The organism is Amaricoccus sp. B4, assembly GCF_043226085.1.
Taxonomy (GTDB): domain Bacteria; phylum Pseudomonadota; class Alphaproteobacteria; order Rhodobacterales; family Rhodobacteraceae; genus Amaricoccus.
Window position 1 is genome coordinate 17225 of record NZ_CP171227.1, and the last position, 16043, is coordinate 33267.

Below are 16043 nucleotides of genomic sequence, written 5' to 3' on the forward strand. Positions count from 1 at the left end.
CGCGTGCGCCCGGAGAGCCGCATCCAGGGAGGTCAGGCGCCCCCAGCCAGTGTCCGGAATTGCCGGTTGTTCTCGAACAGCTCGGTATAGCTGCCTGCGGCCACGACGCGGCCCTGTTCCAGCATGAAGATGGTGTCGCAGTCGCGCACAGTGGTCAGCCGGTGTGCGATCATGATGATCGTCTTGGCATGGCCGAGGTTGTGCACCGCATCCATCACCGCGCGTTCGGTGAGGTTGTCGAGCGCGCTCGTGGCCTCATCGAGGATCAGCACATCAGGATCGTGATAGAGGGCGCGGGCGATGCCGATGCGCTGGCGCTGACCTCCGGAAAGGCGCACCCCGCGTTCGCCCACCTTGGTCTCATAGCCCTGCGGCATCTCGTCCATGACAAACTTGTGCAGCTCGGCGATGCGGGAGGCGTGTTCGACCGCTTCCATATCGATCTCGTCCGGACGTCGCCCGAAAGCGATGTTGGAGGCAATCGAGGCATCGGTCAGAAAGATTTGCTGCGGCACATAGCCGATCGAGCGTTGCCAGGCATGCCGGTTGGTCTCGGTGATTTCGAGACCGTCGACCAGCAATTTACCCTGATCTGGGATGAGCAGGCCTAGAACGATATCGACGGCGGTCGTCTTGCCTGCGCCGGTTCCGCCCACGATCCCGATTGTCGAGCGGGCGGGGATCTCGAGGCTGAGGCCCTGAAGCGCCGTCCGCTCCGCCTTGGGATAGGCATAGTGGATATCGACGAGCTCAAGCGTGGAATTGAGCGGTACGCTGGCCGTCTTGTCCAGCTCCGGACGCTGGCGCATGTTGGCCTGGGCCTCGATCATGTCCTCATGGAGCTTGTCGAGGGTTGGCTTTGAAAACCGGATCAGCGTCACGGAATTGTAGATCTTCTGCAGAGCCGGGAAGATGCGAACCCCCGCAAAGGCATAGATCGCGAGCACCGGGATCACCGAGGCGAGCGAGCCGTCGCCCCGGATGAGCAGGAAGAGCACGAAGGCGAGCATGCCGCCGAAGGCCACCGCCTCGAGGATGTAACGCGGCACCTCGCCGATGATCGAGCTCATTGCCTCGGCTTCCGCCAGACGGCGCGAGGGCTTGTGGAAACGCTGAAGGAAGCGCTTTTCCAGCCCGAGCAACTTCACGTCCTTGATGCCGCCAATCGCTTCTCCGACGATCTGGAACCGCAGATCATTGGCGATCTTGCGCTCCTGGCCCAGGCGGTGGAGATATTTCTGGACGCTGACATAGATCAGCAGGTAGCTGCCGCCGAGCAGGACAGCGGAGGCAAAGGCGGCCTCGGGCCGGACGAAGATCAGAAGTCCGACGAGGGCGAGCACCACGACAGCGTAGGTGAGCAGAGACATCGCCGGGCGCAGTGAGCGGTTCACCACCTGCCCGACATCGCCGAGAATGTTGGCGCTCAAATCGCCACTGTGGCGATTGAGGAACCATGTATAGGGTTGGAACAGGTATCCCTCGAGCATCCGGCTCGAGATGCTGTCGCTGCGCATGGTGGAGAAGCGGAAGACGGCATATTGCACGACGGTGCGGAATGCCGTGCCGATCACCACAATCGCAAAGACCCCGAAGCCGAGGAAGATCATGAAATTGTTCGGGTCGGTGAAGCCCAGCCCATTGTAGACGGACTGAAGGACGCTGTGCCGCTGGATGATTCCGGGATCGGACAGAACCACCATGAACGGTACGATCGAGGCAACCCCGACCATCTCGAAGAACCCCATGAAGAGGATCAGGACCAGCAGTATGTAGAACCTGCCCTTCTCCCGCGGGGTCAGCAAGTCCAGGAGCTTGCGGTAGGTGTCAAACATGCAGATCCTCTTACGACCACGAACTCTTGCTGCCGGGCGGGTTTGCGGTGGCCCTTTCCCGCACTTCAGCCCGACGGACGATCATATCACAGGCCATTACGTCTTGTACGCAGGGATGGCGTGCCTGCCGCCGCCCCTGCGGTGCCCGCTGCCTGCCCCTTTTCGGGGCGTGGTGCGAGCGGCCGGTTTCCTTCCGGACCGAAGGCGCGTGCCTGGGCCATGCGGCGCTCCCGGACCGCGGGATCTACGGCCGGCCGGCCCGATCCTCCGCGCGTGTAGAACCAGGCTCCCATGCCGATGTAGATCGAAACGAATACGTTGGCCGCTTCCCAGATGTTTACCGTGCCCAGAGTTATCACGACGCCGATAAGGGTGATGAGATATCCGGTCCGATAATCGGACTCTGTCTCGGACAGATCCTTGGACGAGATCTTGGCGAAACTCACCAGGATTGCAAGAACGAGAAACAGGAAGGTCGGAATCCCGTACCGCATGGCATATCCGACCCAGAAATTGTCAAAACTCGGCTTGCGCCACCAGGGCCGGACCCAGTCGTTCTGGCCGATGCCGAAGAAGGGATGCCGCTGGATCTCGGCCATGCCGTATTCGAAGTTGATGAGCCGCCCCGGAGCCGTTGTCGGGTCATAGGTAAGGTTGTTGATGACGAAATCGACAATGTTGAACTCTTCGGCCAGCCGCAGGAGCCCCAGCCCCATGAATGCGCAAATGGCCAGAAGCGCCCACCGGCCGCGGAGAAATCTCAGGGTGCGGTCCCAGAAGATCAGGCCACACTGACAGAGGATGGAGAGCATCGGCCCCGAGGAGAGCGCGGTGAAGGTTACGAACAGGAAGAAGGCACCGAGCCGGAGCGACTTCATGAACTGCTTGCGATAGATGTAGAGCACATTCGCAAAGCCCATCGAGCCCATCAGTCCGTAGAGGATCGGGTGATGGAACACGGTCTGGGGTCTCACGAAGCCAAGCCGAAGCCCGAGATTGACCTGCCGGGGGGGGAGCGAGAGGAAGACGTCGAAAAACATCCGCAGCAGGTTCTTGCCCGTTACCATCTCCACGAGGGCGAAGGGCAGCAGGATGGCGAAGAGAATGGTATAAAAGGTAAAATATCTTTTGAAATCACTGGCGTTGCGCACCAGCATGCGGCCGATCAGATAGCCCCCGAACCCCTCGACGAAAAGGATGCCGGCAAAGGGCAGGACACCGAAGCCATGATTCGCAATGAGGCCGAGAATGATCCAGATCCCACCGCAGAGGATGAGAATGTCGACGGTGTTCGGCTTGCCGGCCGCCCCGGTGATCCAGCGCCAGGCCAGCAGCGGGAACAGCGCCAAGAGGACCAATCGGTAGACGGTCAGCGAGGATCCAGCGACATAGAAGTAGCCGGGGACCAGCAGCGCCGACATGAAGACGAAGAGGATCAGCCTGGAACGGGGAACGGCCTCGGGAGCCTCCGCCATGGCCGGAGCGGCCGGGACATCCTGGGCCCCGCTACGGGGAGAGGATGTACCGAAACGGGTGGATCCTGCCTGCTCAACCATGAAACTCTGCATCTACCAAGGTCATCCGTGTCCGACATCCGATCGGGACGGCCGCATGCGCTGGTATTTCCTGATCACTCTAAAACAATCCGCACATGACCACCCGACGTATCCGCCGCGCGCTGTCAACGTGCGCACACCCCTTTCGCGGCGGCAACATACAGATCTTCGGGGGTGCGATCAATCTTCCCGCGCCTGAATCAGGGTTAGCGGAGCAAGCTGCAAGGTGAATCGGCGGTTTCCGGCCCTTGTATCGGGGCCGGCCTGCCAGGATGGTTCAGCTCAGGGCGCCCAGATGCGTCTCGATCGCCTCGCGCAGATCGGGCACCATGAAGGGCTTGGCGACGAAATGGTCCACCGCCTCGCCGGCCTGATCCTGATAGGCCTTGGAGGTTGCGAGGAAGACCGGGATGGATTTCAGCTCGGGATCGGCCTTTATCTTCTGCGCAAGCTCGACCCCCGACATGCCCGGCATGTTGAGATCAGAGATCACGACACTGAATTTCCGGGCCGCCAGCTGCTCGAGAGCGGCCTCCGCACTTCCGGCGACGGCCACGTCGATCACGCCGATCTCCTTCAGCACAAGGCGCGCCATGGCCCGCATGGTCTGCTGGTCGTCCACCACAAGCGCGGAAATGCTCTTGGCTTCTGGCATATCGTTCTCACTCTCCGAAGATGTTCGAGCAAACTCTTCGACCCCAAGCGTTAAGAAGTGACAAACGCCTCCCCTGCAGGGGCGGCCATGACCTGCAGGAAACTGCATTTGAAGTAATCGTTCCTTAAACACCCCCTGCCAACAAGAGCGATGGCGGCAGACCGGGAACGGCATGTCGTTACCGGTTTGAGCATATGAAGAATGTGATGGCAGTCGCATCGAGAGCAAGGAACCACAGGACGGCCCCGGTGCGGGAACATTGCCCGCCTCCGATCGAGCGGGAGCCCGCTCGATCGGCTTTCGCTGATGCAACGCAGGAATGGATATTTCATGGGTAACGAGACTGCGCAGGCAGCCGCTCCCGCTTCTGGGACGTCTTCCACCTTCCATCTCGAATCCCGGCTGACCGTGCAGCACGCGCCCGCGTTGCTCGACAGCCTGCGGATGCGGCGGGGAGGAGATCTGACCCTTGATGCCTCGAGCGTCGTCACGATCTCGACACCTTGTCTGCAGGTCCTGCTGGCAGCCGGCGAGAGCTGGCGCCGCGACGGGAGACGGCTGCAGATCATGGATCCCTCATCCGATTTTCTCATGGATCTGGAGCATCTGGGCATCGGCCTGGAAGCGCTTCAGTCCCAGGAGAGCACCTGATGTCCCTGACCGTACTTGCCGTCGACGATTCAAAGACCATGCGCGACCTGCTCCGCGCCGCGCTAGCCCCACAGGGGTTCACCGTCTGTCTGGCGGGAGATGGCGAGGAGGGGCTCGAGATGCTGAGTTCGGTGAACCCACATGTGATCATCACCGACATCAACATGCCGAAGCTCGATGGCTTCGGCTTCATCGAAGGTGTGCGCGGCCGAGACGATCTGCGTGGCACACCGATCCTGGTGCTCACCACCGAGAGCGCTCCCGAACTCAAGCAGCGTGCCCGCGATGCCGGGGCGACGGGATGGATCGTGAAGCCTTTCGACAAGGACAAGCTGATCGCCGCCGTTCGGCGGGTGGCCGGCTGAGCGAAACCGGACGAGGGAGGCCCGGCACATGGATCCGATGCAAGAGATCATGCAGATGTTCTTCGTCGAATGCGAAGAGCTTCTCGAGGCGCTGCAGGAGGGGCTCGAGGTTCTTGACGCGCAGCCCGACGATATCGAGACGATCAACACCGTCTTCCGCGCGGTGCACTCGATCAAGGGCGGTGCCGCAGCCTTCAGTCTCAATAGCCTCGTCGAATTCGCCCATACCTTCGAGACAACGCTCGATGCGGTACGTTCTGGTCGGCTCGAAGCCTCCGAGGAGGTGCGGCACACGCTCACCCGCTCGGCTGACGTCTTGGGGGATCTGGTGGCGACCGCCCGGGATGGCGGCGAGGTCGACGCCGCACGGGTCCAGGCGCAGGCCGATGCACTCACGGCCTTCTGCAATCTTTCCGAGCCCCAAAAACCAGCTGAACCGGCTGCGGCGAAGGGTGCCGCAGCATCGGAAGATGCAGGCAAAGAGAGGGTAGTTTCGGATACGGCGTCAGAGGAACACCCTGCCACCGAGACGGTGGATACTGATGCGGAAGCGCTCCGTAACAGCGAGGTCATGCCGCACTGGGTTATCCGGTTCCGCCCCTTCTCGAGCCTCTTTGAACGGGGTAACGAACCGGCCCTCATGCTGCGCGAGCTCGCCGAACTCGGAGAGATGACGGTTACCTGCGATCTCTCGGCCCTGCCACATCTCGAGGAGATCGATCCGACGGAAGCCTATGTCGGATGGCAGATCGAGATTGCGACGGAGGCTCCGGAGAACGCGCTCCACGAAGTCTTCGACTTTGCCGAGGGCGATTGCGAGCTCTCTGTCAGACGCGTGAACGCCGGTGAGACCGAAGCCGCGGACATGGAGACGGCCGATCCGGAGACGCCCCCTACGCCCCCCGCCGCGGAAGTGCCGGCTCCGGCCATGGAGGTGATTGCCCCGGCCGCCGCGACCGGGATGCCGCAGCCGGAGGCCGAAGAGTCCGAGGCCCCGAAGCAGTCGGCCACGCCATCTGCGCCCCCCGCCGCTGCCCCGCAATCACCGGCCAAGGCCGCTGCGGCGGAAAGCGGCAACGCACCGCGCGGAGGAGGGGGCAGCGCCACCGTGCGTGTGGATCTCGAGCGGGTGGATCGGCTTATCAATCTCGTGGGCGAGCTCGTCATCAACCAGGCGATGCTCTCGCAATCGGTGATCGAATCCGGGCTCGCCAACTCCTCGGCCATTGCCGTGGGGCTCGACGAATTCAAGCATCTGACCCGAGAAGTGCAGGAAAGCGTACTGGCGATCCGCGCCCAGCCGGTGAAATCGCTTTTCCAGCGCATGGCACGCATCGTGCGCGAGGCGGCGGATCACACCGGCAAGCAAGTGAAGTTCGTGACCGAAGGCGAAATGACGGAGGTCGATAAGACGGTGATCGAGCGCCTCGCCGATCCGCTCACCCACATGATCCGCAATGCTGTCGATCACGGACTGGAGACACCCGAGACCCGTCGCGAGCGGGGCAAGGGAACGGAGGGCACGATCAGTCTCACTGCCGAGCACCGATCGGGCCGGGTCCTGATCGAGGTGAGCGACAATGGCGCAGGCATCAACCGCGAACGTGTCCAGCAGATCGCGGTCGACAAGGGGCTGATTGCCCCCGATGCAGTGCTCACCAATACGGAGATCGACAATCTTCTGTTCCTGCCCGGCTTTTCCACTGCCAAGGTCGTCTCCGACCTTTCGGGGCGCGGGGTTGGGATGGACGTGGTCAAGCGCTCGATCGGCGCACTTGGTGGGCGCATCTCGATCTCATCTCAGCCGGGCGAGGGCTCGACTTTCTCGATCTCGCTGCCGCTGACATTGGCCATTCTCGACGGGATGATCGTGAGCGTGGCCGACCAGACTGTGGTGGTTCCGCTCTCGGCTATACTCGAGATGCTCAAGCCGGAAGCCGCCCAGATCCATCCCCTCGGTGCAGACGAGAAGGTCGTGCAGGTGCGCGGCGAATTCGTACCGATCATCGATGTCGGCTATCAGCTCGGCTTTGCTCCGGCTCTCGACGACTACCGGGAGCGTGTCATGCTGTTGATCGAGACGAGCGACGGCGAACAACGCGCTCTCGTAGTCGACAGCATTCAGGATCAGCGGCAGGTCGTCATCAAGGGGCTCGAGGAGAATTACGGCGAGGTTTCCGGCATTGCCGCCGCAACGATCCTTGGCGACGGGCGGATCGCCCTGATCCTCGATACCGACGCGATCGTCTCCGATGCAGCGCGCAATTTCGCAGCAACCCGTACCTCCCTTGCTCTGGCAGGATGATCCCATGACCAACACAACCGAACTCGAGGCCATCGACACCGAAACCCGTGAAACGGATTCCGCGGAATATCGCGAGATCGTCTCCTTCCGTCTGTCCGAGCAGGATTTCTGCATCGACATCATGAACATCCGTGAGATCCGGGGCTGGACCCCACCGACGCCGCTGCCGCATTCGCCGGATTACGTGCGCGGGCTCATCAATCTGCGCGGTTCGGTCCTGCCGATCGTGGATCTCTCACGGCGACTCGGTCTGTCCTCCCGCGAGGCCACCTCACGTGATGTTATCATCGTTGTCATGGTCGAAACCCAGCTCATCGGTCTCGTGGTCGACGGGGTTTCCGACATCCTCACCGTAAAGCAGACCGACTTCCAGCCAACACCTTCGGTCGGTTCGGACAATGCCCAGGGCTATGTGCAGGGCATCATGGCGATCGAAGGCCGGATGATCCGCCTACTCGATCTCAAGCGCGTCTTCCCCACCAAATGCGGGGAAGCTGCATGACGCTTGCGGAGCCAGCGCGAAGCCCGGGAGCAGGAGGCGTTGCGGGACAGGAAATCCGCCTGACGCCCGAAGTCTTTCGCAGAATTGCGCGAGCCGTACGGGAATATGCCGGCATCTCCCTCCCGGAGAGCAAGATGGCGCTGGTCCAGGCACGGCTTGCCAAGCGGCTCCGAGCCCTCGGCATGACCGATTTCGCCCCATATTGCGCCCTGATCGAGGGGCGGAGCGACGAGGCACTTGCCGAACGCCAAGAACTCATCACCGCCATCACCACCAACGTGACGCGCTTTTTCCGAGAGCCGCACCATTTCGACATGCTGCGCACCCGGGTTCTGCCGCCGCTCATCGAGCATGCCCGGAAGGGGGGGCGCGTCCGGCTCTGGTCGGCGGGCTGCTCGACCGGAGAGGAGCCCTATTCGATCGCGCTGACCATGCTCGACATGGCATCGGATGCCGGACGGCACGACATCAAGATCCTCGCGACCGATCTCGACCGAGCCGTGCTCGCCACGGCAAACCGCGGCATCTACCCCGAGCGCGCGCTCGAAGCCGTGCCCGCGACCCTGCGCAAGGCGCATTTTCAGCCGAGGACAGAGGGCAACGAAACCGGCTTCGCCGTCGGCCCCGCAGCCCGCGCCCTGATTTCCTTCCGGCAGCTCAACCTCACGCTTCCCTTCCCGATGCGGGGCAGCTTCGATGTGATCTTCTGCCGCAATGTGGTGATCTATTTTGACGCGGAGACGGAACTCTCCGTCTGGAAGGCATTTTCCGAACGTCTGCCGCCGGGAGGATGGTTATTTGTCGGGCATTCAGAGCGTATCAACACCTTGGCGTTACCAATGTTCGCGAGCGACGGCGTAACCTCCTATCGCAGGCTCTGAGCCCGTCGCAGGGGAAAGTGTCATGGAAGCATGATCCGGCAGCCGGGGGGCGCACGGATCGCAGGCCATGCAGCGTCCAGGACGGACGAGCACAAGGGTAGCGGGAGTATCCTGGATGAGACACGATTGTCCACTTCGGAACGTGACGGAAGACACCGACCACACCCAGATGCAGGCGCCCCTGCTGGCACTTGCCGTGGAGTTGGCAAGCGCGCAGGAAACCGCGCTCGATCTTCAGATTTCGATCAGTGAAATTCTCTCGAATCTCGAAACCGGCTGCTGCAATGCAATCTTCAGCCTGCAGGACGTGGACCGGCTGGCCCAGATCCTCGGAGATCTCTCGACCTTCGCCCGGTCGCTCGCGGCATCCTCGCCGGGAACCTGGCATATCGATGCACATGCCGCCGCCAGCCTCCTGCACCTGCGCGACCTCGCACACAGGCTCTGTGGTGACGAGATCGTTCCGATTGCCAGCCTCGGTGATGATTCCGGGGACGATGGAGATCTGCTGTTATTCCAGGACTGATCCGCGCCCCGCAGCCGAAAGCCGTGCGGGCCTCCTAGCGACCTGCCGGCTTCATCGCCGCAAACGCCCCGCGCAGACCTGCATATCCCAGCATGGCCCAGAACCGTGGTCTGGCAGGCTGGAGGGCCAAGGCCTTCCGCAGAGCAGCCCGTGCCGCCGCATAATTTCCCGCCCGCCGTTCTTCTCCCGCAATGATGTAGTAGAGTCGGGCCAGATGCCGGGGATGGCGGCGCATGAGATCGCCATGCTTCCCGATCGCCCGCCACCAGGAGGCGATGCGTTTGGGAATGTCCCGGGTGATCGAGTTGGGCGAGAACCACTGGAGTACCAGGGGTTCGTCGACGCAGGCAACGGAGCCCACCTGGGCGAGACGCAGCATGCATTCCCAGTCGATGAGAGCTCTGATCTCCTCGTCAAACCCCCCGATCTCGAGCATGACGTCCCGCCGGACCACAAGGGTCTGGGTAGAGACGAGGCTCGTGGTGATGAGGGTGGGAATCAGATCCCCCTCGATGACCTCGGCATTCGGATCCGGCACGTAGCCGATCTGTGGCCGCCCGCTGCGGGAGCCCCCCATATCCTCATGGGTGCCGATCACCATCATCCCGCAATAGGCCGCTATATGATCCGCGCCCGGGGCGGTGAGGCGTGCCATCTGTTTCTCGAGCTTGCGCGGCAGCCATTCGTCATCGCTGTCCTGGAACGCGATCCATTTTCCGCGCGCTTCGTGGACCCCCCGGTTGCGGGCAGCGGATGCGCCGGCATTCTCCGGGCTTTTGATCAGCCGGATACGCGGATCGCTGAGGCGCGCTGCCGCGTCCAGGGTTCCGTCGCTGGAACAGTCATCGACAATCAGCAGTTCAAAATCGGCATAGGTCTGGCGAAGTACACTTTCCATCGCAGCACAAATAGTCGCAGAGCGATTATATGCCGGGATGACCACCGAAACGGCCGGGGGGGACGCGGGTGGAACTCTGTCTGTCATCACATGCAATCCTGTCGGGCAGCCGAGGCTCGCACGAACAGCGTTCACTCCGCCGAAGCCCCGATCGGGGGGGAGTCTAGTGCAGGATTGAGGGAAGGGAAAACCGTTTTTCCTCAGGGACATCCCCTCTCGTGCGGACTCAGCAATCCCCTGCCAGAAGGGTGGCCCAAGGTGTTGCCGGTCGTTCCTTTGGATCGCACGCGCCAGCCCGGTGTGTTCCAAGCGCGTCGCGACTCTGCTAATGTGCCAGCCGAACTGGAAAGTATTCCATGGTGCGGTGGGCAGCTAATTGCGGTCCTATCCGCAATCTCATCACGAGAGAGTTCTGACACTCCTTTCCATTCAAGACGGAATTCCCACTCCGTTTCAGGCGTTCTGGGGCGTCCGGGCTTCTCCGTCTCCGGAGTGTACTCGAACATGTCAGCAGTGGACGCCTTCAACAAGCATGGTCGCAGCCTAACGTCCCCCCCCGAGAATGCCGCCCCGCTGCAGCCCAGCGACACAGAGCAGGTCCGTCAGGTGACGCGCGCCGTCTTTGTCGGGGGCGAAGGAGATCTGCATGTCCAGATGCTGGGAGGAGGTGTCGTGACCTTCACCGGAGTTCCGGGAGGAAGCCTTCTGCCCCTGCGCGTGGTGCAGATCTTTGCGTCGGGAACTTCCGCCACGGAACTTGTGGGCCTCTGGTAGTATGCGGCAGATTTCGCTCGGCACCCGCCTTGCCACTGAGCAATGGCTGGCCCGGAAGCGGACCGAACGTCCCACTCAGGCTCCTGCGCTGATCAAGCCTCCGGTGCTGTCCGGGGCCGGGCGGATTGGAGAAGCGCTTGCCGCAGATCCGGGAGAATGGCAGGGCAGGGCGGCTCCGGTGTTCACATATCAGTGGCTCCGCGATGGCTCGGACATTGTGGATGCCACCGGTTCTGCATATCTGCCCGGCCCGGCCGATGATCTTGCGACAATTTCCTGTCGTATCACGGCAGTGAATGCCGCCGGCTGGGCTATGGCGGTCACGGATGGAATTCGTATTACACATGTGCCGCCCGATCTGCTCATGCCGATCCCGGACCAGTTTTTGATTTTGAATTCAGGAGATCATATTTTGGATATTTCTTTGAATTTCTCGGGCGGGTCGCTCAGCTTCAGCATCGAGGGTGAAGGGACATCGGTCGACCCCGATACCGGCTCGGTCACCTTGAAGACCACGGCTCTGGCAGATGGTCAGCCCGTCATTGTCACTGCCCGCAATTCCGGCGGAGCAGTGACCGGGCGATTCCAGATGACGATTGCCGCCCCGTCCGGCAGCCTCCCTAAATGCCTCGTCCAGCCAAGCCTCTCCGGGGAGGCCTTCATAGGTTCCGGCATCATGGTTGAAACCGGGGAGTGGAGCGGCGATCCGGTGCCGGGGCTTTCCGTCCAATGGCTGCTCGATGGCTCGACGATCGAGGGGGCGACGGAAGCCGGATATGTGCCGAAACCGGAAGATGACGGCCGAGCCCTCTGCGCCCGTGTTACCGCAACCAATGCTTCCGGCGCGGCCGAGGCGATGACGGAAGAGTCCTCCGTGACCTGGGCTCCACCTGTTGCCGCAGGTACGTTGCCCGATCTGGTCGCCGATGCCGGAGACACCCCTGTCACCGTCGAGGCGAGTACGGACTTCACCGGAGAAAACCTAAAATTCGCCGTGAACGGCGCCGGAGCCAAGATTGACTCGCAAAACGGCGTGGTCACTATCCCGACCCATGAGACACTTACCGATGAAGAGATCACCGTGACGGCCAGCAATTCGGGCGGAAGCGCGGAAAGCTCCTTCAAGGCGACCATTCAGGCCAAGCCTTTCGAACCCTTCGCCCTTGCGGCCGGTGACGTCGCCATTGCCCGCTCGATCTTCCGTCCCCAGACCCAGAGCACTTGGTATACACCGGTCCTGACCTTCCCGGGCCTCAAGGGACAGAAGGTGCATGCCTTCCGCTGGTCGCTCCGGGCCAATCCCGACACGGATGCGATTGAGACAAATGTCGTGGAGACTGCGCCGGGGGAGTGGCAGATCTTCATGACCGCCCCGGAGAAGAATGATCCCGGCGCCAGCCCGCGGGTGGACTACTCGGTCTGGCAGGCCAAGGATTCCTGGCATTCCGCCCTGCGCCTTTCCTGGCAGGCGAAGGAGGGCGGCCCCTGGTCACCCTGGTCAGGCCCGTTTACCGTACCTGTCGCGACGGAGGAAACCGGCTGGGTCGATGCGATTCCGGTTCTGGTGGCAGCCCCCGTCCTTGCCGGAACTGCCAAAATCGGTCAGGCGCTCACGCTCGATCCGGGGCGATGGAATGGTCATCCCGAGCCCGAACTCGGCATCCAGTGGCTCCGGGATGGCGAGATTATCGAGGGTGCGACCGCGGCGAGCTATATCCCCGGTCCCGAAGACGACCGGAGCACCGTCTCGGCACGTGTTTCGGCGCGCAATGCGCTGGGAACGGCCGAAGCAGAAACCACGGCACTCGACATCACCTATGTGGCGCCGGAAGCCAGGGGCGAGATGCCCGAGGAGATCTTCGACATCGGCACCGGACTGCAGGAAATTGCCGTTGCAGACTATTTCTCGGGTGACGGCCTGGCCTTCTCGGTTGAAGGCGCCGGCGCCACGATCGACGCCGGCAGCGGGCTTGTCGCCGTGCCGACCGATGCCCCTGTCGAAGGCGAGGTGGTGACGGTCACCGCCATGAACTCCGGCGGCACAGCGGATCAGAGCTTCATGGTCACGGTCGAGGCCGAAGATGGCCCCCTCGAGCCCTTCCAGCTCACGGCAGAAGACATGATCATCAACCGCTCGGTCTTTCGCCCGGCGGACCAGAGCACCTGGTATACACCGGTCCTGACCTTCCCCGGCCTCGAGGGGCAGAAGGTGCATGCCTTCCGCTGGTCGCTCCGGGACAATCCCGACGCGGATGCGATCGAGACGAATGTCGTGGAGACTGCGCCGGGTGAGTGGCAGATCTTCATGACCGATCTGACGCGGAATGCTCCAGGCGTCAGCCCGCGGGTGGACTATTCCGTCTGGCAGGCCTCCGATACCTGGCATTCCGCCCTGCGCCTTTCCTGGCAGGCGGAGGAGGGCGGCCCTTGGTCGCCTTGGTCCGAACCCTTCATCGTGCCCGCAGCGGCAGTCGATGCCCCCAAGGGGAACCGCGGCAACTGGCTTCCGCTCGTCGTCAGTCGCACACCGGAGCAGTACAAGGCCGGCCAGATCGGCGGCGTCGGCTTCCAGTTCTTCCGCTCCTGGGCAACCTCGCCGGCCAAGCCCGAGCGCGTCATCGGTTCGCAGGACGTGACCCTTCCGATCATGTCGGAAGATTTCGGCCGCTTCTGGGAAACCCCGCCGCTCAAGGGCCTGCTCTGCGGCATCAACGGCCACAGCATCGCCATGGACAGCGGCAATGCAGACAGGGTGCTCGCCTCGACCTCGGCAGCCTGGCGGCGCAAGATCGGTAACTGGACCGATTTCGAGGGGATCTACCTCAGCACGGACGGAGCAAAATCCTTCAAGTTCGTGAAGAACCTGACCGGGGTTGGAGGCACCTCGGGCGAGGACCGCTGGATGAAGCATCTCTTCGCCGAGGCCCCGGGTGGCACGCCCGAGACCCGGGTGTGGTATTTCGCCTTCATGCAGACCGCGGGCAAGAACGCACCCATCGACGGCCAGCTCTGGAAATCTGCCAATGGCGGCGAAAGCTGGAAGAAGGTAAGCGACCTGCCCAAGGCCACTTATGGCAACCGCTTCTTCGCGCTCAAATGTGCCGATGACGGCAGCCTCTATCTCGGCTGCTCGAATGGGATCTGGCGTTCGACGAATGGCGGCACGTCCTTCTCGAGGCTCACCAGCGTACCTCAGACGGAGGTCCGGGCGATCGACACGCGCGGCGGCAAGGGCGAGATCTGGTGCATCGTCAAGGGCAGCGGTCTCTACAAGTCGACCGACTACAAGTCGTTCTCCAAGAACTCCGCCCTTGGCACAGTGGCACCGCTCGCCTTCGCGGTCTCACCCGCCAACCGCAAACGCATCTGCATCATGGGCGAGGACAACCTCAAGAAATACAGCCATGACGGCGGTGCGTCCTGGTCGACGATCAGCACGGACAAATATCTCGGCCAGAGCGACAACTTCAGTCATCAGCTCTGGGGCACCCATGGCTGGTTCATCTGGCATGAGACGGATCCGAACCGGGTCCTCGCCCAACGGTTCCAGCACATGGGCATCTCCACCGATGGCGGCAAGAGCTTCCAGTGGTCATCCAACGGCTTCGACTGGCTCGATGCGAACGATATCGGTTTCCATCCGACCGACTGGAAGAAGATGGCCCTCGGCATGCAGGATCGGGCCACCTGCTATACGGATAACGGCTTCGAATGGGTCTATTCCCACGGCATCACGGATGAAGACAAGGCTGCGGTCGACGGTGCTGTCGGTGGTCCGCAGTTCGCGGGGTCCGGCATCGTGCTCAGCCCGCATGACGATGCAGCTGCGGTGCTCTGCCTCGGCAATCAGTTCAACAGGGTGCCGGTAATCCTGACAACGAAGAATGGCCAACCCTTCGGCAATGCCGTGGTGGTGACGGATAAGGGCAGTTCCGCCGGCGTGCTCGGCATGTCGAATCCGCAGAATCCGTCGACGGCCTATGTCGGCAAGTGGAAGGTCACCTTCAAGGGGGGCGGATCAGTCGCGCTCTCGACGATGCAGTACGGCTTCTTCGGCCTGCACTGGGCAGACGGGCGCATTCTCTACGGCGGCAACGAGAGCACCAACTCCAGCGATGCCGGCAAGATATACCGTTCCACCGATGGTGGCGCGTCCTGGTCGCTCTGGACTACGGTTGGCGGCACGGATTTCCGCCCGGTGGACAACAAGGCCCAGCTCTGCGTCTGCCCGCACGATCCCGCCCGGGTTTATGCGCCCTCGCGGAGCGGAAAGCTCTACAGGATCGAAGGGAAGAGTAACCCGACGAAGACCCAGATCTTTGACCTCAGCGACTGGATCGGCTCGAATGTGCCCGGGCATGAGCTCGACAGTGTCGCCGCCGATTTCCAGAACGAGAACGTTCTATACATCTCGGTGGCAACCTATGGTGGACCGACGCTGTTCCGGACTACCGATGGCGGCGCCTCCTGGGAGGACATCACCGGAAACCTCCCCAGGATGCTTGGCAGCGTCTTCGTCCATCCGCTGACTTCGGATGTGATCTGGTCCAGTCTGCATGGCAACATGATCCTGCCCGGCCCCTCGGTCCAAACTGCACGGCTCGCCAATGGAAACGCCCTCTACAACGCGACACAGGCGTTCCTCGCCGCGCACGGCGACATCTGACCCGCTTTCGGCACGAATGTGAAAACGAGCTAATCGCGCCGCCGGCCCCCATCGTTTTCCCGATGGGGGCCGGTCTGTTTCGGCGGGCTGCAACGCGGCGCCCCCGGCCGCGATTAAGGGGGATTTAACACCATTTCCGAAAGATGAGGCGCACTATCACTGCGGCCCCATTCAGAGCCGGGCACGCAACGGAATTGAACATGGGGAGAGAAGGACCGTGGCGGCAGACAGAAAGTCTCGCAGACGCATTCATGGCGAATCACCATGCATATCCGCCCGCGGTTTCCCGTCCTTCCATGTTTTCATGCATCCGGATCGCGCCCCGCAGGGCAAAGGAGCTGGGCCGGGTTTCCGGGTCGTCTCCCGCCCACCGCACCCGGCCAGGTATACGGCTTGAAAGGCCCTCCGATGAAACGCTCTTCCTCACAG

General features: G+C 62.3%; 12 protein-coding genes. 8 read left to right on the forward strand and 4 right to left on the reverse strand.

All coding sequences use genetic code 11. The features are described 5' to 3' along the window. Nucleotides 1-32 precede the first annotated feature (32 nt). The 3 genes from ACF66B_RS20180 to ACF66B_RS20190 form a co-directional block, all read right to left on the reverse strand. Nucleotides 33-1835, reverse strand: a complete 1803-nt coding sequence (locus tag ACF66B_RS20180; protein ID WP_111431582.1) for an ABC transporter ATP-binding protein — start codon at nucleotides 1833-1835, stop codon at nucleotides 33-35. Nucleotides 1836-1921: 86 nt separating this feature from the next. Continuing rightward, complete coding sequence (locus tag ACF66B_RS20185; RefSeq protein WP_111431581.1) at nucleotides 1922-3310, reverse strand: O-antigen ligase family protein; 1389 nt, start codon at nucleotides 3308-3310, stop codon at nucleotides 1922-1924. A gap of 358 nt (nucleotides 3311-3668) precedes the next feature. Next, nucleotides 3669-4046, reverse strand: a complete 378-nt coding sequence (locus ACF66B_RS20190; RefSeq protein WP_162683408.1) for a response regulator — start codon at nucleotides 4044-4046, stop codon at nucleotides 3669-3671. A gap of 330 nt (nucleotides 4047-4376) precedes the next feature. Between ACF66B_RS20190 and ACF66B_RS20195 the strand changes: the two genes are divergently transcribed. The 6 genes from ACF66B_RS20195 (at nucleotide 4377) to ACF66B_RS20220 (ending at nucleotide 9276) form a co-directional block, all read left to right on the forward strand. Beyond that, nucleotides 4377-4697, forward strand: a complete 321-nt coding sequence (locus ACF66B_RS20195) for an STAS domain-containing protein (protein ID WP_162683407.1) — start codon at nucleotides 4377-4379, stop codon at nucleotides 4695-4697. Continuing rightward, complete coding sequence (locus tag ACF66B_RS20200; RefSeq protein ID WP_111431578.1) at nucleotides 4697-5062, forward strand: response regulator; 366 nt, start codon at nucleotides 4697-4699, stop codon at nucleotides 5060-5062. Before ACF66B_RS20195 ends, ACF66B_RS20200 begins: the two co-directional genes overlap by 1 nt. 28 nt (nucleotides 5063-5090) lie before the next feature. Beyond that, entirely contained in the window at nucleotides 5091-7367 is a 2277-nt protein-coding gene (locus tag ACF66B_RS20205; RefSeq protein ID WP_111431577.1) for a chemotaxis protein CheA, read from the forward strand. A 4-nt stretch (nucleotides 7368-7371) separates the two neighbouring features. Further along, on the forward strand, nucleotides 7372-7869 hold the full coding sequence (locus ACF66B_RS20210) for a chemotaxis protein CheW (RefSeq protein ID WP_111431576.1): 498 nt from the start codon (nucleotides 7372-7374) through the stop codon (nucleotides 7867-7869). Then, nucleotides 7866-8750: a protein-glutamate O-methyltransferase CheR gene (locus ACF66B_RS20215; protein WP_111431575.1), complete on the forward strand. Its 885-nt coding sequence runs from the start codon at nucleotides 7866-7868 to the stop codon at nucleotides 8748-8750. The genes ACF66B_RS20210 and ACF66B_RS20215 overlap by 4 nt, the downstream gene beginning before the upstream one ends. 115 nt (nucleotides 8751-8865) lie before the next feature. After that, nucleotides 8866-9276: a hypothetical protein gene (locus tag ACF66B_RS20220; RefSeq protein ID WP_162683406.1), complete on the forward strand. Its 411-nt coding sequence runs from the start codon at nucleotides 8866-8868 to the stop codon at nucleotides 9274-9276. 34 nt (nucleotides 9277-9310) lie between these two features. Here ACF66B_RS20220 and ACF66B_RS20225 read toward each other — a convergent pair whose 3' ends face one another. Beyond that, nucleotides 9311-10384: a glycosyltransferase family A protein gene (locus tag ACF66B_RS20225; RefSeq protein WP_111431573.1), complete on the reverse strand. Its 1074-nt coding sequence runs from the start codon at nucleotides 10382-10384 to the stop codon at nucleotides 9311-9313. 294 nt (nucleotides 10385-10678) lie between these two features. Between ACF66B_RS20225 and ACF66B_RS20230 the strand changes: the two genes are divergently transcribed. Beyond that, nucleotides 10679-10948 (forward strand): hypothetical protein, encoded by a 270-nt coding sequence (locus tag ACF66B_RS20230; RefSeq protein ID WP_111431572.1) that lies wholly within the window; start codon nucleotides 10679-10681, stop codon nucleotides 10946-10948. Between the two features lie 412 nt (nucleotides 10949-11360). Next, entirely contained in the window at nucleotides 11361-15614 is a 4254-nt protein-coding gene (locus tag ACF66B_RS20235; protein WP_392665158.1) for a hypothetical protein, read from the forward strand. Nucleotides 15615-16043 lie beyond the last annotated feature (429 nt).